This is a genomic window from Saccharothrix deserti, from assembly GCF_009769385.1.
GTDB classification, from domain to species: Bacteria; Actinomycetota; Actinomycetes; order Mycobacteriales; family Pseudonocardiaceae; genus Actinosynnema; species Actinosynnema deserti.
The window spans coordinates 409,009-427,794 of the sequence record NZ_VKAB01000001.1 but is presented as its reverse complement, the minus strand read 5'-3'; the positions used below and the strand labels follow the sequence as shown (position 1 = coordinate 427,794).

Below are 18,786 nucleotides of genomic sequence, written 5' to 3'. Positions count from 1 at the left end.
CCGGGTTGAACGCTGGGAACGCGTGACCAAGGCCACCACGACCCCGTCGTGGTGGCCTTGGTCGTCTTCGGAGCCGTAGGGTCACCAGTCGCCGCCCGTGGGGGAAGTCCGGTCGAATTCCGGCGCTGACCCGCAACGGTAGGCCGAGCACCCCGCTCGGCGAGCCCGATCACCCGTGGGCGGTGGGAAGAAGCTCCACTCCTGCCGTGGTCTGCGGGACGGGTGCGCCGGCCTGCCACGAGCGGGTGCCGGCCGACCGGTCGAGGCCACCTGTCCGAAAGGCGACCGGTGACCTCGCCCAGCAGTCCGCCGACAACCGAACGCACCCCGCCACCCACACCACGACGGCCGTCGACGACGGGCCTGTGCCTGATCCTCACCGCCGTCCTCGCCGCCTCGGTCGTCTGCGGTGTCGCGCTGGGGCCGGTGAGCCTCCCGTTCGCCGACGTCCTCCGCTTCCTCCACGCCGCCCTCACCGGCGGCACGATCGACGCCTCCGAAGCGGGCCCCTACCGGATCGTCTGGGACATCCGCCTGCCGCGCGTCCTCCTCGCCGCCGTCGTCGGCGCGGGCCTGTCCGTGGTCGGCGTGGCGATCCAGGCCATGGTCCGCAACGCCCTCGCCGACCCGTACGTCCTCGGCATCTCCTCCGGCGCGAGCGTCGGCGCCACCGCCGTGGCCACCACGGGCCTGTTCGCCTCACTCGGCATCTACGCCCTGTCCACGGCCGCGTTCCTCGCCGCGCTCGCCGCGATGGCCGTCGTCTACCTGGTCGCCGGCCGCAACCTCACCCCGCTGCGCCTCGTGCTCACCGGCACCGCCATGGCCTACGGCTTCTCCGCCATCGCCATGCTGCTGGTCTTCCAGTCGCCACGCGGTGAGGCGGCACGCGCCGCCATGTTCTGGCTGCTGGGCAGCCTGGGCGGCGTCACGTGGGCATCGCTGCCGATCGCGGCGGCGGTCGTGCTGGCAGGCGTCGCCTACCTCCAGAGCCGCGCCAAGCACCTCAACGCCCTCTCCATGGGCGACGAGACCGCCATCACCCTCGGCATCGACGTCTCCCGCACCCGCAAGGCGCTCTTCCTCGTCACCGCCGCCATGACCGGCGTGCTGGTCGCGGTCAGCGGCGCCGTCGGCTTCGTCGGCCTGATGCTGCCGCACCTCGTCCGCCTCACGGTCGGCGCGGACCACCGCAAGGTGCTCGCCGTGGCCCCGTTGGCGGGCGCCTGCTTCCTCATCTGGGTGGACGTCGCCGCACGCCTGCTCGCCGCACCGGAAGAGCTGCCACTCGGCGTCATCACGGCCGCACTGGGCGTGCCGTGCTTCATCCTGCTGATGCGCCGCCGCGGCTACGTGTTCGGCGGTCGCTGATGGACGTCCGCCTCGACCACGTCACCGTCGACGCCATCCTCCACGGCGTCGACCTGCACGCCGCGGCAGGCGAAGTGCACGGCATCGTCGGCCCCAACGGCAGCGGCAAGTCCACCACGCTCCGCTGCGTCTACCGCGCGCTCGAACCGGATGGGGGAGTGGTCCGCATCGGCGGCCGGGACATCTCCACCACCAAGATCCGCGACACCGCCGGGGACCTCGCCGCGCTCACCCAGGACAGCCACGTCGAATTCGACTTCACCGTTGCGGAAGTGGTCGCGATGGGACGCCTCCCGCACCGGAGCACCCCTCGACAGGACGAGGAAATCGTGGCCGACGCACTGTCCCGAGTGGACGCCGCGCACCTCGCCGACCGCAGCTTCCTCACCCTGTCCGGCGGCGAACGCCAACGCGTCCTCATCGCCCGCGCCCTCGCGCAGCAGCCCAAGGTCCTCGTCCTGGACGAACCCACCAACCACCTCGACATCAGCCACCAACTCGCGGTGCTGACGCTGGTCCGCGGCCTCGGCGTCACCGTCCTCGCGGTCCTGCACGACCTCAACCTCGCCGCCGCCTACTGCGACCGCCTGCACGTGCTCGACCACGGCCGGGTGGTGTGCAGCGGCAAGCCCGAGGAAGTCCTCACCCCCGAAGTGCTGCACGAGGTCTTCCACGTCCGCGCCCACGTCGTGCGCCACCCCACCAGCGGGGTTCCCCAACTGCTGTTCGAACACCAGGAGGTCGTCCGGTGAAGAGGCTCATCGCGTTCACCATGGTCCTGCTCACGGCGGGCTGCGGCGCCCGGATCGAGCCGACCGCGGCGGCGGACACCGTCACCGTCACCAACTGCGGGCAGCAGGTCGCGTACCCGAAACCGTCCCGAGTGGTCACCAACGACACCGGCATCACCGAGCTGATGTTCGCGCTGGGATTGGGCGACCGGATGGCGGGTTACGTCATCGGCGGCGGGCAGGCGAAGGACGTCGAGACGTCACCGTGGAAGGCCGACTTCGAGCGCGTCCCCAACCTCGGCGAGCAGATCACCAAGGAACTCGTCCAGGGCGCGAAAGCGGACTTCGTGTTCGCCGGGTGGAACTACGGCTTCTCCGAGAGCACCGGCTTCACCCCGGACGCGCTCGAGGACCTCGGCATCGCCACCTACCAGCTCACCGAGGCGTGCCGGAACGGCGTGGGCAAGCAGCGCGGCATCATGCCGCCGTTGGACGCCCTCTACACCGACCTGCGCAACCTGGGCCGCGTGTTCGGCGTGGAGGCCAAGGCCGAGGAGCTGATCGCGGGCTACCGGAAGCAGGTCGCGGACGCCGAGGAGCTCGTCGGCCGGAAGCGCCCGAAGGTCTTCCTCTACGACAGCGGCCTCGACCAGCCGTTCACCTCGGGCCGCAACGCCGCGCCGCACGACATCATCGGCAAGGCGGGCGGCGACAACATCTTCGGCGACCTCGACGACAGCTGGACCACGGTCGGCTGGGAGGCCGTCGTCGCCCGGAACCCGGACGTGGTCCTGATCAACGACTACGCGGACGGCCAGGCGACCACACCGGACGAGAAGCGGGCGTTCCTGGAGTCCTACCAGCCGCTCGAGGACGTGCCCGCGATCAAGGACAAGCGGTTCTTCGTGCTGCCCTACGCGGCTCTGGTGGAGAGCCCGCGCAACCCGGCGGCCATCGAGGCGTTCGCCAGGTTCTTGGCGGGCAGCTGAACCACAGCCGGGAAGTCGGCTCACAGAGTGGGACAACCCGTCCGTGGCTTGGTCTCCGCGGACGGGTTGTGGCACCATCAGCGACGTGGCTCTCCACACCGTGATCATTATTTCTGAGCGCGCCGGCTAGTGCTCCCTCGAAGCACCCGGCGCGCTGACCTCTCGCATCCTGCGGGGGGTCTTTTTGTTTTCCAAGATCTCTAGGAGCCCCCTCGTGACCCCCCTCGGCGATTCATTCCACGTCTTCGACACGACCCTGCGGGACGGTGCCCAGCGCGAGGGCATCTCGTACTCGGTCAACGACAAGCTGGCCGTGGCCCGACTGCTCGACTCGCTGGGTGTCGGCTTCATCGAGGGCGGCTGGCCGGGCGCCATGCCGAAGGACACCGAGTTCTTCGCCCGTGCCGCCGAGGGGGAGCTCACGCTCAAGCACGCGCAGCTCGTCGCGTTCGGCTCCACCCGCAAGGCGGGCGTCAAAGTGCAGGAAGACGCGCAGGTCAGGGCACTTCTGGACGCCCGGACGCCGGTCGTGACGCTGGTCGCCAAATCGGACCGCAGGCACATCGAGAGGGCACTGCGGACCGACGTCGCGGAGAACTGCGCGATGGTCCGCGACACCGTCCGCTTCCTGGTGGACGAGGGCCGCCGGGTCTTCCTCGACGCCGAGCACTTCTTCGACGGCTTCGCCTTCGACCCGGACACCTCGCTGCGGGTGCTGGAGTCCGCAGTGGAGGGTGGCGCGGACGTCGTCGTGCTGTGCGACACCAACGGCGGCCAGCTGCCCCTGGGCCTGGCCGAGACCGTCGCCGACGTGGTCGCCCGCACGGGCTTCCGGGTCGGCATCCACTGCCAGGACGACACGTCCTGCGCGGTGGCCAACACCATCGCCGCGGTGCAGGCGGGGGCGACCCACGTCCAGTGCACCGCGAACGGCTACGGCGAACGGGCGGGCAACGCCGACCTGTTCGCGGTCGTCGGGAACCTCGTGACCAAACTCGGCCTGCAGGTGCTACCGCACGAATCGCTGGCCGAGCTCACCCGGGTCTCCCATGCGTTGGCCGAAATCGCGAACATCGCACCCGACACCCACCAGGCCTACGTCGGGTCGTCGGCTTTCGCCCACAAGGCGGGGCTGCACGCGAGCGCGATCAAAGTGGATCCGGAGCTGTACAACCACATCGATCCGGACACCGTCGGCAACGACATGCGGGTGCTGGTCACGGAGATGGCGGGTCGGGCCAGTCTCGAACTCAAGGGACGTGAGTTCGGGATCGACCTGACCCGCCGGCCTGACGCGCTCACCAACGTGGTGCGCAAGGTCAAGGAACTGGAGGCGGGCGGCTGGTCGTTCGAGGCCGCCGACGCCTCCCTGGAACTGCTCATCAAGGACGAGCTGTCCGAACTGGACGCGCCACCCTTCGTGCTCGAGTCGTACCGCGTCGTGCTCGACCACCACCAGGACGGCGTGATCGTGTCCGAGGCCACGGTGAAGGTGCACGTGGCCGGTGAGCGGGTCATCGCCACCGCCGAGGGCAACGGCCCGGTGCACGCGCTGGACGCGGCGTTGCGGAAGGCGTTGCTGCCCCACCTGTCCTGGCTGGACGCGGTGGAGCTGAACGACTACAAGGTCCGCATCCTCACCGACCAGCACGGCACCGACGCCGTCACCCGGGTCCTGGTGGAGTCCACCGACGGCGAGCGCGAGTGGACCACCGTGGGCGTGCACGGGAACATCGTCGAGGCCAGTTGGCTCGCCCTGTGCGACGCGCTGGTGCACAAGGCGACCCGCCTCACCCCGTCACGAGGGTGAACCCGCCGGCGGACAGGATCGGCCTCACCGGCAGGAAGTAGGCGGTGCACCCGGAGCCGCCGAACAGGTGCCCCTGGGCCTGTGACCCGCTCACGACCGGCGCCCACTCGTCGCCGGGCTGCGGGCACAGGCCCACCCGGGTGAGGCCGTGGACCGTGCCTTCGGCGAAGTTGACCGTCTGGTTCTTGGCCTGCACGGTGCCGCAGCGCCAGCCGGTGGTGCGGCCGGACATGCACACCGCCCCGCCGACCGCGGCCTCCACCGAGCCGGTGACGGTCGTGGTGGAGCCGACGATGCGCGGGCGCTGGACCCAGGCCGACGGGTTGTCGATCCGCACGACCGCATAGGTGGTCGAGACGCTGACGACCCGGCCGACCACGGCGCTGCCCGCGCGCACGGTGGTGCCGACCGGGCCGCAGCGCGGTGACAGCAGGAGGTAGCCGCGCACGTTGAAACCGTTCGAGCAGCGCGCGCCGGTGGACGTGGTGAGCGTCGTGCCGGCATCCAGCGGGGTCGCCGCTGAAGCAGGGGTCGCCGTGGCGACCAGCAGGGCTGACACGAGCAGCAGGGTTCGCATCCCTTCGACGCTAGGCACGCACGGTGGCGTTTCAAGCCGCCGGTTAGGGTGATCTCCGTGCGCATTGCCCGTATCGCCCAACCCGGCGGCCTCGCCTTCGCCGCGATCGAAGGCGAAGGCGACGACCTGACCGCCGCCGAGATCGCCGACGAACCCTTCGCCAACCCGACCTTCACCGGTCGCCGCTGGCCGCTGGCCGACGTCCGCCTGCTGGCGCCGTTCCTGCCGCCCAAGATCGTGGCCATCGGTCGCAACTACGCCGAGCACGCCGCCGAGCTGGGCAACGAGGTGCCCGAGAACCCGTTGATGTTCCTCAAGCCCAACACCGCGGTGATCGGCCCGAACGCGGACATCAAGCTGCCCGCGGTGTCCGAGCGGGTCGACTTCGAGGGCGAGCTGGCCGTGGTCATCGGCGTCGGCGGCCGGGACATCCCCGCCTCACGCGCCCGCCAGGCCGTCCTCGGCTACACGATCGCCAACGACGTCACCGCCCGCGACCTCCAGAAGGCCGACGGGCAGTGGACGCGGGCCAAGGGCTTCGACACGTTCTGCCCCCTGGGGCCGTGGGTGGAGACCGAGTTCGACCCGGCCGACGTCGCCATCCGCACCGAGGTGGACGGCGTGGTCAAGCAGGACTCGCGGACCTCGCTGCTGCTGCACGACATCCCCGAGCTGATCGAGTACATCTCGGCGGTGATGACCCTGCGACCGCTGGACGTGATCCTCACCGGCACCCCCGCCGGCGTCGGACCGCTGGCCGCCGGGCAGACCGTCTCGGTGACAGTCGAAGGTCTGGGCACGCTGACGAACACGGTGGCCAACCGCTAGCCCGTGGAGACGGCCGGGCTCCGTGACCCGGCTGTCTCCTTCCCCTTGGGCCCCTTTGGGGTGCAGCGCAGTTGTCCACAGGCCGGGCCTGACGGCCTGGGACTGTCGGTCCTCTCTGGGAGGATCAACATCAGGGGATCCCCTGGCGAGGACCCCTGCGGAGCATGCCCCCGGCCTCAAAGCCGACCGTGCCGTCAGCTCCGCTTGATCCGCTCCGGCGCGCGCCGGGCGAACCGCGGCGCGTGCTCGGGCCGCGGCCCGATCGCCACCAGGTAGGCGGGCACCACCTGCAACCACGGGAACCGCTGCATCAGCCGGATCGGTCGCGGCACACCGCCCCGCGCGGCGCTCGACGTGCCCGCCAGCGTCGGCTTGAGGAACGAGTCCTGGATCCGCCGCTGGATCCCCTGGGTCACCGCGGTCGGGAGCCACCGCCTGCGCCGCACCTTCGCCAACACCGCCGGGCTCAACTCACCCCGCCGAAGCGGTGCGGCCACGATCCGCGCGGCGGCCACCGCGTCCTGCACGGCCAGGTTGATACCGACCCCGCCGATGGGCGACATGGCGTGCGCGGCGTCGCCGATGCACAGCACGCCGTCGGCGTGCCAACGCCGCAACCGGTCGAGCTTCACGTCCAGCAGCTTCACGTCGTCCAGCGACCCGATGGTCTCCAGCCGCTCCTCCAGCCACGGCACGAGCTTCGCCATCCGCCGCCGGAACGCCGCCACACCCTCGGACCGCAGCAACTCGTCGGTGCCCTTGCGGATCAGGTAGGCGCACTGGAAGTAGTCGCCGCGGTTGATCAGCACCAGCCCGTCGCTCTGCCCGAACCGGCCCGTGGCGCCGCTCAGCTCGCCCTCCTCGCGCGGCACCCGGAACCACCACACGTCCATCGGCGCGCCGAACGCGTGCACCGGCAGCTCCAGCTGCTCGCGCACCAGCGAACGCCGCCCGTCGGCCGCGATCACCAGGTCCGCCGCCAGTTCGCCGGTCCCGCCGCCGGGCGTGCGGTAGCGGACGCCCGTCACCTTGCCGCCCTCCTTCAGCAGCCCGGTGTACTCGGTGTTCATCCGCAGGGTGAACGTCGGCTCGCGCTTGCCCGCGTCGGCCAGCAGGTCGAGGAAGTCCCACTGCGGCACCATCGCGATGTGCTTGTGCGGGCCGGGCAGCCTGCTCAGGTCGGCCATCGTCTGCGGGCCGGCGTCCAACAGCACCTGCAACTTGTCCACGAGCTGGTGCGGCACGTCCGCGAACGACGGCCCCAGGCCCAGCTCGTCCAGCAGCGTCAGCGTGGACGCGTGCACCGTGTCGCCGCGGAAGTCGCGCAGGAAGTCGCCGTGCTTCTCCAGCACCGTGACCTCGACGCCGGCCCGTGCCAGCAACAGCCCGCACACCATGCCCGCCGGGCCGCCCCCGACGACCACGACACCCGTTCTCTCCATGATCCACCCTCTCTTTTCAACGTCGGTTGAATAAACTCAGGATGCTCCTGAGCGGGGCGCGGGTCAAGCCCGATAGGCTGATCGGGTCATGAGCGCATCAGCAGCCACCCCAGAAGAAGCCGGCACGGGGGTCCGCGTCCGCTTCTGCCCGTCGCCGACCGGCACGCCCCACGTGGGGCTCATCCGCACCGCCCTGTTCAACTGGGCGTACGCCCGCCACACCGGTGGCACCGCGGTGTTCCGGATCGAGGACACCGACGCGGCCCGCGACTCCGAGGAGTCGTACCTCTCGCTGGTGGAAGCCATGCGGTGGCTGGGCCTGGACTGGGACGAGGGTCCCGAGGTCGGCGGACCGCACGCGCCGTACCGGCAGAGCCGGCGCCGCGACCTCTACGTGGACGTGGCCAAGCGCCTGTTCGAGGCGGGCGAGCTGTACGAGTCGTTCTCCACGGCCGACGAGATCGAGGCACGACGCAAGGCCGCCGGGCAGGACCCGAAGCTCGGCTACGACGGCTACGACCGCGGCCTGACCGACGAGCAGAAGTCCGCGTTCCGCGCCGAGGGCCGCGAACCGGTGCTGCGCCTGAAGATGCCCGACGAGGACATCACGTGGGTCGACCTCGTCCGCGGCGAGATCACGTTCAAGGCGGGCAGCACGCCCGACCCGGTGCTGGTGCGCGCCAACGGCGACCCGCTGTACCCGTTCGTGAACCCGGTGGACGACGCCCTGATGGGCATCACGCACGTGCTGCGCGGCGAGGACCTGCTCCCGTCGACCCCGCGCCAGATCGCGCTGTACCAGGCGTTGATCCGGATCGGCGTGACCTCGTTCACGCCCCGGTTCGGGCACCTGCCGTACGTGATGGGCGAGGGCAACAAGAAGCTCTCCAAGCGCGACCCGCAGTCGAACCTGTTCCTGTACCGGGACCGCGGGTTCCTGCCCGAGGGCCTGCTGAACTACCTGGCGCTGCTGGGCTGGTCCATCGCCGACGACCGCGACATCTTCTCGGTGGCGGAACTGGTCGAGGCGTTCGAGCTGGAGAAGGTCAGCGTCAACCCGGCCCGCTTCGACCTGAAGAAGGCCGAGGCGATCAACGCCACGCACCTGCGCGCGCTGCCCGTCGAGGACTTCGTCAGCCGCGTGCTGCCGTACCTGATCAAGGACGGGGTGCTGCCGCCCGAGCCGACCGAGGACCAGGTGGCCGTGCTGGCCGGCGTCGCGCCGCTCGTGCAGGAGCGCTTGGTCGTGCTGTCCGAGGCGTCCGGGATGGTCCGGTTCCTGTTCGTCGCGGAGGAGGACTTCGCGCCGGAGGCGGACTCGGCGGCCAAGGCGTTGGGCGAGGACGCCCGGCCGGTGCTGGAGGCGAGCATCAGCGCCCTGGAATCGCTTCCGGAGTGGACGGCGCCCGCGATCGAGGAGGCGCTGAAGGCGTCCCTTGTGGACGGAATGGGCCTCAAGCCGCGTAAGGCCTACGCCCCGGTGCGGGTTGCCGTGACGGGCCGTACCGTCTCGCCTCCGCTCTACGAATCCATGGAACTGGTCGGTCGGAGTCGCTCGATCGGGCGATTGCGTCGCGCGCTCGGGGCAATCTGACTGGTTCGTTCGGGCGGTTCAGCGGTGCTTGACCGTGCAAGAACCGGTAGATATCACCTAGCTGGTCGAGTCGGACGAGGGGTGCCCGCACCTAGCCTCACGGGGTGACAACCGCAGCCCCGACTTTTACCCCTCGGAGAACCGGCGAGATCCGGGCAGTGTGTCTGGACGTCGACGACACCCTGGTCGACTACAGCACCTCGTCCCGGGCCGCCCTGGCCGCGATGGTCGGCAACGCCGACGCCTGGCCGCTGTGGCAGCGCATCACCGACGAGCACTGCGAACGCCTCCTCACCGGCGAGCTCGAATACGAGACGATGCGCAACATCCGCACCCGTGCCTTCTTCGCGGCGCTCGGCGAGGAGTTGGACCAGGAGGAGGCGACCCGCCGGGAACAGCGCCGGCAGGAAGTCCTCGCGTCCGGCTGGCGGTTGTTCCCGGACGTCGTGCCGTGCCTGGAGTGGCTGCGGGCCACCGGTCTGCCCATGGCCGCCGTGAGCAACGCCTCAGGGCGTCACCAGCGCGTCAAAATGGCCTCGCTCGGGCTCGCCCAGTACTTCGACACCGTGCTCATCGCCGGGGAAGTCGGCGCCGCCAAACCGGACCGCGTGATCTTCGACACCGCGTGCGCCGACCTGGGCGTGGACCTGGGCGACACGGTGCACATCGGCGACCGCCTGCACGCCGACGCGATCGGCGCGCGTGACGCGGGCATGAAGGGCGTGTGGCTGAACCGCCAAGGCCCGCGCGAGGGCGCGCTCCCCGCGGGCATCTCCGCCATCAGCAGCCTCGCTGAGCTGCCGGAACTGCTCGTCTGCGAGCTGTCGACGGCCTCGGCGTGACCCCGATTTCCGTTCCGCCGGGCCTGTGGTCTAGTATTCCTCCCGGCGGAACGGACAGCCCCTGAAGCAAGACCCACAGGGAGCAAGCCGGGAAACCAATGGGGTATGGTGTAATTGGCAGCACGACTGATTCTGGTTCAGTTAGTCTAGGTTCGAGTCCTGGTACCCCAGCTGCGCGGTAGAAAACAGAGTGTGGTAAGCTACCCGCAACGCAGGACAGCAAGACAAAGTAAATATCAAGTTCCTGGCCCCGTCGTCTAGCGGCCTAGGACGCCGCCCTCTCAAGGCGGTAGCGTGGGTTCGAATCCCATCGGGGCTACAGATCGGGAGATCCCTGTTTCGCTGTTGCGAAACGGGGATCTTTCGCTTTTTGCATTGGGGGTCCTACCCCCAAACCCCGGGTAGGCGGGCTTCGCCCCCTGCACCCCCGAGCGGTGGTCCGGTGTCGCGCCCCCGCCACCTTGCTGGTGGCGGGGGTCAGGTGCGGTCAGAGACGCGTCTGGAGGGCCTCAGCCGCTGCTAGGAGGTCTGCGGCCCACCGTGCGCCCGGACGGCGTCCCATGCGGTCAATGGGGCCGGAAACAGACACCGCCGCGACGACCGAGCCCGTGCTGTCCCTTACCGGCGCGGAAACGGATGCGACTCCCGGCTCCCGTTCCGCTACCGACTGCGCCCATCCGCGACGCCGAACCTCCAACAATGTCCGCTCGCCGTAAACGGCATCGGCGAGAACGGAACGTTGAGTTCCGGGATCCGCCCACGCGGCGAGGACTTTCGCGCCGGAACCCGCCGTCATCGGCAATCGCGCGCCGATCGGCACGGTGTCGCGCAAACCACTCGGTGGTTCCGCGGAAGACACGCAGATCCGCTGCATCCCGTCCCGTCGGTACAACTGGACGCTCTCGCCCGTGATGTCGCGCAACCTCGGCAACACCGAGGACGCCGCGTCGAGCAACGGGTCGGTGGCTCCGCCCGCCAACTCCGCCAGTGCCGCGCCCGGACGCCAGCGACCGTCCGAACCCCGTCGCAACAACCGGTGCACCTCGAGCCCGACCGCCAACCGGTGCGCGGTAGCCCTCGGCAAGCCCGTCCGATTGCACAACTCGGCGAGCCCACACGGATCCTTTGCGACGGCGTTCAAGACAGCCACTGCCTTGTCCAGCACGCCGATCCCGCTATGCTGTCCCACAAGCCGATACTAACTTCCCACTGTCTGGGAAGTCCAGATCTATCGACTGTCCAGATCTTGGGAGAGTTGCGATGAGCCGCACGCTCGCGGAGAAGGTGTGGGAAGCACACGTCGTGCGCCACGGCAGTGGCGCGGAGCCGGACCTGCTCTACATCGACCTCCACCTGCTGCACGAAGTGACCAGCCCGCAGGCGTTCGACGGCCTGCGCCTGGCGGGGCGGCAGCTCCGCCGCCCCGACCTCACGATCGCCACCGAGGACCACAACGTCCCGACGATCGACATCGAGCTCCCGATCGCCGACCCGGTGTCGCGCACGCAGGTCGAGACGCTGCGCAAGAACTGCGCGGAGTTCGGCGTCCGGCTGCACCCGATGGGCGACGCCGAGCAGGGCATCGTGCACGTCGTGGGCCCGCAGCTGGGCCTGACCCAGCCCGGCATGACGGTCGTCTGCGGTGACAGCCACACGTCCACGCACGGCGCGTTCGGCGCCTTGGCGTTCGGCATCGGCACGTCCGAGGTCGAGCACGTGATGGCCACCCAGACGCTGCCGCTGCGGCCGTTCAAGACCATGGCCATCACCGTGGACGGCGAGCTGAAGCCCGGCGTCACGGCGAAGGACATCATCCTCGCGGTGATCGCGAAGATCGGCACCGGCGGCGGCCAGGGCTACGTCCTGGAGTACCGGGGGCGCGCGATCGAGGCGCTGTCCATGGAAGCCCGCATGACCGTGTGCAACATGTCGATCGAGGCGGGCGCCCGCGCGGGCATGATCGCGCCGGACCAGACCACGTTCGACTACATCGAGGGCCGTCCGCACGCGCCGTCCGGCGCGGACTGGGACGCGGCCGTCGAGTACTGGAAGACCCTGCGCACCGACGACGACGCCGAGTTCGACGCCGAGGTCCACCTCGACGCCGACGAGCTGACGCCGTTCGTCACCTGGGGCACCAACCCCGGTCAGGGCCTGCCGCTGAGCGCCAGCGTGCCCGACCCCGAGGCCATCGTCGACGAGAACGAGCGCGTGGCCGCGGAGAAGGCGCTGACGTACATGGGGCTGGAGCCGGGCACCCCGCTGCGCGACATCCACGTCGACACCGTGTTCCTCGGCTCGTGCACCAACGGCCGCATCGAGGACCTGCGCTCGGCGGCGGCCGTGCTGCGCGGGCACAAGGTCGCCGAGGGGGTACGGATGCTCGTCGTGCCCGGTTCAATGCGGGTGCGGGCACAGGCCGAATCCGAAGGACTGCACGAAGTGTTCCTGGCGGCCGGCGCCGAGTGGCGTCAGGCCGGCTGCTCGATGTGCCTGGGCATGAACCCGGACCAGCTCAAGCCGGGTGAGCGCAGCGCGTCGACCTCCAACCGAAACTTCGAGGGCAGGCAGGGCAAGGGTGGCCGCACCCACCTGGTTTCGCCACTCGTGGCCGCCGCCACCGCCGTGCGGGGCACCCTGTCGTCGCCCGCCGACCTGGTCTGAGGGAGTTCTACGAACATGGAAGCGTTCACCACGCACACCGGGGTCGGCGTTCCCCTGCGCAGGTCCAACGTGGACACCGACCAGATCATCCCGGCCGTCTACCTCAAGCGCGTGACCCGCACGGGCTTCGAGGACGGCCTGTTCGCCGCCTGGCGCGGCGACGAGCAGTTCGTGCTCAACCAGGAACCGTTCCGCGCGGGCAGCGTGCTGGTCGCCGGGCCGGACTTCGGCACCGGGTCGTCCCGGGAGCACGCCGTCTGGGCGCTGATGGATTACGGCTTCCGGGTGGTCATCTCCTCCCGGTTCGCCGACATCTTCCGGGGCAACTCGGGCAAGCAGGGCCTCGTGGCCGCCCAGTGCGAGCAGTCCGATGTCGAATTGCTCTGGAAGCTGCTCGAGAACGAGCCCGGCACCGAGGTCACCGTCGACCTGACGAACAACACCGTTGTGGCGAAGGACTTCACCGCGCCCTTCACGGTCGACGAGTACACCCGCTGGCGGCTGCTGGAGGGATTGGACGACATCGCGCTGACCCTCCGGCACGCCGACGACATCACCGAGTTCGAGCAGCGCAGGCAGGGTTGGTTGCCGACTACCGATCCAGTGCCCGCGAGCTGACCCCGAAGGGGTCGGATTCCCCTCCGAACAGCGGGAATCCGGCCCCTTCGATCCCTCCGGGGCCGCTCAGGTGTCCCTCGACAGGTCGTAATTGCCCACGCCACAACGGAAAATCTGGCGTGGCGATTGGTATTTCCTTGCATATGGGCTTACCGTGGGCAATCAGTCGGCCCGACTAGGGCCGTGAGCGTCCTGGGAGGGACTGAAGGTGAACAAGGCCCAGCTCATCGAGGCGCTCGCCGAGCGCCTTGGCGACAAGAAGAACGCCGCTGCCGCTGTCGACGGGCTCGTCGACGTCATCGTCCGCAGCGTCCACAAGGGCGAGAAGGTCAACATCACCGGTTTCGGTGTCTTCGAGAAGCGTGCCCGTGCGGCCCGCACCGCTCGCAACCCGCGCACCGGTGAGACCGTGAAGGTCAAGAAGACCAACGTTCCCGCGTTCCGCGCGGGTTCGACGTTCAAGGACGTCATCAGCGGCACGAAGAAGCTGCCGCGCGTCACGGCCGCCAAGCCCGCGGCCGCGGCGGCGGCCAAGCCGGCCGCCGGCACGAAGGCCCCGGCCACTCGCAGCACCACCGCGCGTACCACCACTGCGCGCGCGACGCGTAGCACCGGTACTGCCACGCGCGCCGCTGCGGCAGCCACGAAGGCTCCGGCGACCCGCCGGACCACCGCGGCTGCGAAGCCCGCCGCCACCGCCACCAAGGCCGCGCCTGCCAAGAGCACCGCGACCAAGGCCACCGCCGCGAAGACGACCGCGGCCAAGGCGACCCCGGCAGCGAAGCCGGCGACCGCGGCCAAGAAGGCCACCACGGCGAAGGCGACCCCGGCAAAGGCGACCACCACCACGGCCGCTGCCGCGAAGCCCGCGGCGAAGAAGGCCCCGGCCAAGAAGAAGTGAAACCGGGCCGGGCGATCGCCGGCCAGGTAGGCAACACACACGCTCAGGGCCCGATGCGGACGCGCATCGGGCCCTGAGCGCGTTCAAACCCACCCACCCCACCCAAACCCCACCTCAGCCCTCTAAGCCCTTCTCCACCCCCACTCCGTGTCCCACACGCCACCTGTCCGCGCACCCTCGCTACCCACTGCCCGCCCGCACCCGCCATCGCGCCCACTCCCGCGAGCCGCACTCAAACCCCGCGAGCCGACCGCTGGAACACCGCGACTCCCACGCCAAGAACGCGTGAGCAGAACGCCCAGACCCGCGTGTCCCACCTTCAGAACGCGTCTGTCCCCTGTTCGGAGCGCGCGCGAGTACTGCGTTCAGAACCGGTGTGTCCTACGTTCGGAACGCGTGAGTCGTACCTTCGGAACGCGAGAGTCGTACGTTCAGACCGGGTGAGTCCTACGTTCAGGACCCCCGAGTTCAACGCTCAGAACACGCGAGCTGGGCACTCGGGCACGGTGAACCCCGGCCACTCGGACACCGCGAGTCGTGCACTCGGACACCATGAGTTGCGAACCGAGCCCGCGCTCGGGCGTTCAGACCTGACGTTGTCGGCTCAATGCCCGCGACTTGTGCACTCAGGCACCGCGAACTCGACGTCCCGACACCGAGGAACCCACCGCTCGCCGACGTGATGGAGATGCTTCGCAAGGGTCCCCGCCAGGGGGTCCCCCGTTCTTCATATTGCCGGCGGGGTCTGACATTTCTGGCGTACTAACCGGCGCCTGTGGAGAACTCCCCGTGCTCGAGTGGTCCCTCGCCGTGACCCGACCGGCCGAGTTCGGTGCCCGAGTGGCCGATTCGTGGTGCCTGAGCGGGTGGGTTTGCCGAAGGTCTGCGGGGTCAGGTGGTCGGAGTGGGGAGGGCGGTGGGGAAGTAGTAGGCCGACACCAGCCGCGGCCAGGAGTTGTGCGAGTCCGAAGTAGACCATCCCGGCTCCGGCCGGCGGAACGCCAGCAGCCACGTGCTGCCCTTCTTGCACGGCATCCCGTCCAACGACAGACCGCCCAGGTCGGCGAGGGTGGACACGACGTCCGGGATCACCCCGCCCTGGCTGGACACGACCGGCGTCCCCACCCCGTCCGCGATCTCCAGCAGCCGCACCAACCCGGCCTCGCGGTCCGGCCAGTACCCCTCCTCGGACAGCCGGGGCTCCGGCAGCACGCCGACGCCCAAGTCCTCCGCCACCCCCTGAACGGTCTCCACACACCGAACCCGCGGCGCGGAGTGGACCCGGGCCGGCCCCCACAACGGCAGCATCGAACGCAACCCGCCCGCCTGCCGCCACCCCGCCGAACTCAACGGCCGCAGGTCGTCGTCCCCCGGCCAGTTGTCCCGCTTCCCCGCCTTCGCGTGCCGCACCAGCAACACCGTCGCCAGATCCGCGGGCTCCGCCGTGAAAGCCGCCAACACCGACCGGTCCTCGTCCCGCGTCACCAGCGAAGCCGCCTCGGCGAACGGCACCCACCGCAGCTCGTCCACCTCGTCCGACGGCACGAACGACCCCGACTCGGCACGGGCGCTGAAGTAGTCCACCACCTTCGGCCTGCCGAAAGCCTGGTACGTCACCCGGCACAGGTACCGGCCCAGCACGGCGTGGAACCCGGTCTCCTCCAGCACCTCCCGCACCGCCGCCGCGGGCACCGTCTCGCCGGCGTCCACCTTCCCCTTGGGCAGGGACCAGTCGTCATAACGCGGCCTGTGCACGACCGCCACGGAACCATCGCGCCACAGCACGGCGCCGGCTGCCCGGATCAACGCCTCACCCCACCGCGCGGTGGGCGCGCAGCATCTCGGTCTGGTGGTCGCGCACGCTCGAGCCGTCCGCCGGCGACGCCTCCCACTCGCCGTCGGGCCGCAGCACCCAGCACCGCGTTGTGGGTTCCAGCGCCGAGTCCATCATCGCGTCCAGCTGCGCGGTGAGCTTCGGGTCCGTCACCCGCACCTGCACCTCCACCCGCCGGTCCAGGTTGCGGTGCATCATGTCGGCGCTGCCGATCCAGTGCTCGCCGGACCCGACGAAGTGGAACACCCGCGAGTGCTCCAGGAACCGGCCGAGGACCGATCGGACGTGGATGTTGTCCGACAGCCCCTTGATGCCCGGCTTCAACGCGCACACCCCGCGCACGACGACATCGACCTGGACGCCCGCCTGCGACGCCCGGTACAGCGAGTCGATGACCTGTTCGTCCACCAGCGAGTTCACCTTGATGCGCACACCGGCGGGCCCACCGGCCCGCGCGTGCTCGATCTCCCGCTCGATGCGCTCCACGATCCCGCGCCGCACGCCGTAGGGCGCGACCAGCAGGCTGCGGTAGTGGTCCTGCCTGGCGTACCCGGTGAGCACGTTGAACAGGTCGGTGAGGTCCGCGCCGATGGTCGGCTCGGCGGTGAGGATGCCGATGTCCTCGTACAGCCGCGCCGTCTTCGGGTTGTAGTTGCCGGTGCCGATGTGGCAGTAGCGCTGGATCCGCGAGCCCTCCTGCCGCACCACCAGGGACGTCTTGCAGTGCGTCTTGAGCCCCATCAGGCCGTAGACGACGTGCACGCCCGCCTTCTCCAGCTGCCGCGCCCACTTGATGTTCGCCTGCTCGTCGAACCGCGCCTTGATCTCCACCAGCGCCACGACCTGCTTGCCCGCCTCGGCCGCGTCGATCAACGCGTCCACGATCGGGGAGTCGCCCGACGTGCGGTACAGCGTCTGCTTGATGGCCAACACCCGCGGATCGGCCGCCGCCTGCTCGATGAACCGCTGCACCGACGTGGAGAACGAGTCGTACGGGTGGTGCACCAGCACGTCACCCTCGCGCAGGGTGGCGAAGATGCTCTTGGGCGTCTCACGTTCGCCGAACGCCGAGTGCGTCGACGGCACGAACGGCGCGTCCTTGAGCTGCTTGCGGTCCACGCTGTAGAGCTGCCACAGGCACGACAGGTCCAGCAGACCGGGCACCTGGACGACGTCGTGCGGGTCGACCTCCAGCTCCCGCAGCAGCCGTTCCAGCATGTGCTCGGTCATGTCGTCGGCGATCTCCAGCCGCACCGGCGGACCGAACCGGCGCCGCGCCAGCTCCCGTTCCAGCGACTTGAGCAGGTCCTCGTCCTGGTCCTCCTCGACCTCCAGGTCCGCGTTGCGGGTCACCCGGAACGCGTGGCACTCGATCACCTGCATACCCGCGAACAGCTCGCCCAGGTGCGCCGCGATCAGTTCCTCCAACGGCAGGAACGTCGCCGTCGGGCTGGTGCGGTCGCTCTCCACCCGGACCAGGCGCGGCACGTTGTCCGGCACCTTGATGCGCGCGAACCGCTCCGCGCCGCCCTCCGGGTCGCGCACCGTCACGGCGAGGTTCAGCGACAGGCCGGAGATGTAGGGGAACGGGTGCGCGGCGTCCACGGCCAGCGGCGTGAGCACCGGGAACACCTGGTCGGTGAAGTAGTTCGACAGCCGCAGCTTCTCGAAATCGGTCAGCTGCGCCCAGTTGACGATGCTGATCGCGTGCTTCTCCAGCTCCGGCTGGACGTGGTCGAGGAACGCCCTGGCGTGCTGCTCGACCAGCTCCTGGGTGCGCTTGGAGATGCCGGCCAACTGCTCGCGCGGGGTCAGCCCGTCCGCGCTGCGCACCGACAGGCCCGTCTCGTCGCGGCGCTTCAGACCGGCGACCCGGACCATGTAGAACTCGTCCAGGTTCGAGGCGAAGATCGCCAGGAACTTCGCCCGCTCCAGCAGCGGCTGCGAGGCGTCCTCGGCCAGCGCCAGCACCCGGGCGTTGAAGTCCAACCAGGACAGTTCCCGGTTGAAGTACCGGTCGTCGGGCAGGTCGGCCTGCGCCTCCGTGGCCGTCACGGCGGGCGGTGAGCTCGGGAACGACCGGGACGACGTGTCCGCCGGCTGCTGTGCCGCCGTCGTGCCCGCGCGCGTGCCGCCGCGGCGGACGGCCGGGCGGGGGCGGCGGGGGGCGCTCGCAGCGGGCTTGGCCCGCGGCGTCCTCGTCCGTCGTTTCGGCGCGGGCTGCTCGGGAGTGTTTTCCGTGCTCACGATCAGCATTGTTCCCCAGAATGGGCGACTATGCGCTGATCGGAGCCGACGGCGAGGTGAACTCCCCGTCACACCGGCCGCAGGACGCCCCACACTTCACCCGCTGCGTTGCGCACGAGGGTGACGCGTTGGCCTGCGCGCAGTGACCGCCAACCGCCCTCGGCGACCGCTTCGGCGGACACGTCAACCAGGACACCGTCGTCGCGCAGCACGGTCGCTGAGCCGTCCGGGTGATGTTCGCTGACCGTCGCCTGCTCGGTCCCGTGCTCGGTCACGAGCCAAAGCTAGCCGATCGGAGGTAGTCGCAGATCAGGCGTCGCTGCCACGCTCCGCAGTGG

Annotated in this window: 16 protein-coding genes and 2 tRNA genes; 12 read left to right on the top strand and 6 right to left on the bottom strand. The window is 69.9% G+C overall.

Going from position 1 to position 18,786, the window contains the following annotated elements:
- Window positions 1-288: 288 nt before the first annotated feature.
- From FM051_RS13565 to cimA, 4 genes are all read left to right on the top strand, one after another.
- Complete coding sequence (locus FM051_RS13565) at window positions 289-1,371, top strand: FecCD family ABC transporter permease (RefSeq protein ID WP_158843270.1); 1,083 nt, start codon at window positions 289-291, stop codon at window positions 1,369-1,371.
- The gene (locus tag FM051_RS13560) at window positions 1,371-2,123 is read left to right on the top strand and encodes a heme ABC transporter ATP-binding protein (RefSeq protein ID WP_158843269.1); all 753 of its coding nucleotides are present in this window, start codon (window positions 1,371-1,373) and stop codon (window positions 2,121-2,123) included. The genes FM051_RS13565 and FM051_RS13560 overlap by 1 nt, the downstream gene beginning before the upstream one ends.
- Window positions 2,120-3,091, top strand: coding sequence for an ABC transporter substrate-binding protein (locus tag FM051_RS13555; RefSeq protein ID WP_202918814.1), 972 nt, complete (start codon window positions 2,120-2,122; stop codon window positions 3,089-3,091). Before FM051_RS13560 ends, FM051_RS13555 begins: the two co-directional genes overlap by 4 nt.
- Window positions 3,092-3,305: 214 nt before the next feature.
- A complete protein-coding gene (gene cimA / locus FM051_RS13550; protein ID WP_238412361.1) occupies window positions 3,306-4,901 on the top strand; it encodes a citramalate synthase in 1,596 nt (531 codons plus the stop codon).
- Here cimA and FM051_RS13545 read toward each other — a convergent pair.
- The gene (locus FM051_RS13545) at window positions 4,882-5,478 is read right to left on the bottom strand and encodes a S1 family peptidase (protein WP_158843268.1); all 597 of its coding nucleotides are present in this window, start codon (window positions 5,476-5,478) and stop codon (window positions 4,882-4,884) included. The two genes, cimA and FM051_RS13545, sit on opposite strands and share 20 nt — an antisense overlap.
- Window positions 5,479-5,535: 57 nt before the next feature.
- Here FM051_RS13545 and FM051_RS13540 point away from each other — a divergent pair, with 57 nt between their 5' ends.
- The gene (locus tag FM051_RS13540) at window positions 5,536-6,306 is read left to right on the top strand and encodes a fumarylacetoacetate hydrolase family protein (protein WP_158843267.1); all 771 of its coding nucleotides are present in this window, start codon (window positions 5,536-5,538) and stop codon (window positions 6,304-6,306) included.
- Window positions 6,307-6,500: 194 nt separating this feature from the next.
- On the opposite strand, the gene FM051_RS13535 is transcribed toward FM051_RS13540, so the two are convergent.
- Window positions 6,501-7,748 carry an FAD-dependent oxidoreductase gene (locus FM051_RS13535; RefSeq protein ID WP_158843266.1) on the bottom strand — a complete coding sequence of 416 codons (1,248 nt, stop codon included), beginning with the start codon at window positions 7,746-7,748 and terminating at the stop codon, window positions 6,501-6,503.
- An 88-nt stretch (window positions 7,749-7,836) separates the two neighbouring features.
- On the opposite strand from FM051_RS13535, the gene gltX reads away from it, so the two are divergent.
- From gltX to FM051_RS13515, 4 genes are all read left to right on the top strand, one after another.
- A complete protein-coding gene (gltX, locus tag FM051_RS13530) occupies window positions 7,837-9,342 on the top strand; it encodes a glutamate--tRNA ligase (RefSeq protein ID WP_158843265.1) in 1,506 nt (501 codons plus the stop codon).
- 158 nt (window positions 9,343-9,500) lie between these two features.
- A complete protein-coding gene (locus FM051_RS13525; RefSeq protein WP_158843264.1) occupies window positions 9,501-10,184 on the top strand; it encodes an HAD family hydrolase in 684 nt (227 codons plus the stop codon).
- A 99-nt stretch (window positions 10,185-10,283) separates the two neighbouring features.
- Window positions 10,284-10,355 (top strand) — tRNA-Gln (locus tag FM051_RS13520).
- A gap of 75 nt (window positions 10,356-10,430) precedes the next feature.
- A tRNA-Glu gene (locus FM051_RS13515) sits at window positions 10,431-10,503 on the top strand.
- A 168-nt stretch (window positions 10,504-10,671) separates the two neighbouring features.
- Here the strand turns inward: FM051_RS13515 and FM051_RS13510 are convergent.
- Window positions 10,672-11,373: an IclR family transcriptional regulator gene (locus FM051_RS13510; protein WP_162470707.1), complete on the bottom strand. Its 702-nt coding sequence runs from the start codon at window positions 11,371-11,373 to the stop codon at window positions 10,672-10,674.
- Between the two features lie 71 nt (window positions 11,374-11,444).
- On the opposite strand from FM051_RS13510, the gene leuC reads away from it, so the two are divergent.
- The 3 genes from leuC to FM051_RS13495 all read left to right on the top strand — a co-directional run bounded on the left by leuC (window position 11,445) and on the right by FM051_RS13495 (window position 14,367).
- Window positions 11,445-12,848 carry a 3-isopropylmalate dehydratase large subunit gene (gene leuC / locus FM051_RS13505; protein WP_158843263.1) on the top strand — a complete coding sequence of 468 codons (1,404 nt, stop codon included), beginning with the start codon at window positions 11,445-11,447 and terminating at the stop codon, window positions 12,846-12,848.
- A gap of 15 nt (window positions 12,849-12,863) precedes the next feature.
- Entirely contained in the window at window positions 12,864-13,466 is a 603-nt protein-coding gene (gene leuD / locus FM051_RS13500) for a 3-isopropylmalate dehydratase small subunit (protein ID WP_158843262.1), read from the top strand.
- Between the two features lie 208 nt (window positions 13,467-13,674).
- Window positions 13,675-14,367 carry an HU family DNA-binding protein gene (locus FM051_RS13495; RefSeq protein ID WP_158843261.1) on the top strand — a complete coding sequence of 231 codons (693 nt, stop codon included), beginning with the start codon at window positions 13,675-13,677 and terminating at the stop codon, window positions 14,365-14,367.
- A gap of 891 nt (window positions 14,368-15,258) precedes the next feature.
- Here the strand turns inward: FM051_RS13495 and FM051_RS13490 are convergent.
- From FM051_RS13490 to FM051_RS13480, 3 genes are read right to left on the bottom strand one after another with little or no spacing between them, the layout of a single operon-like run.
- Window positions 15,259-16,170: an NUDIX hydrolase gene (locus FM051_RS13490; protein WP_158843487.1), complete on the bottom strand. Its 912-nt coding sequence runs from the start codon at window positions 16,168-16,170 to the stop codon at window positions 15,259-15,261.
- 7 nt (window positions 16,171-16,177) lie between these two features.
- Window positions 16,178-18,457 carry an RNA degradosome polyphosphate kinase gene (locus FM051_RS13485; protein ID WP_158843260.1) on the bottom strand — a complete coding sequence of 760 codons (2,280 nt, stop codon included), beginning with the start codon at window positions 18,455-18,457 and terminating at the stop codon, window positions 16,178-16,180.
- Window positions 18,458-18,516: 59 nt separating this feature from the next.
- Complete coding sequence (locus tag FM051_RS13480; protein ID WP_158843259.1) at window positions 18,517-18,723, bottom strand: hypothetical protein; 207 nt, start codon at window positions 18,721-18,723, stop codon at window positions 18,517-18,519.
- Window positions 18,724-18,786 lie beyond the last annotated feature (63 nt).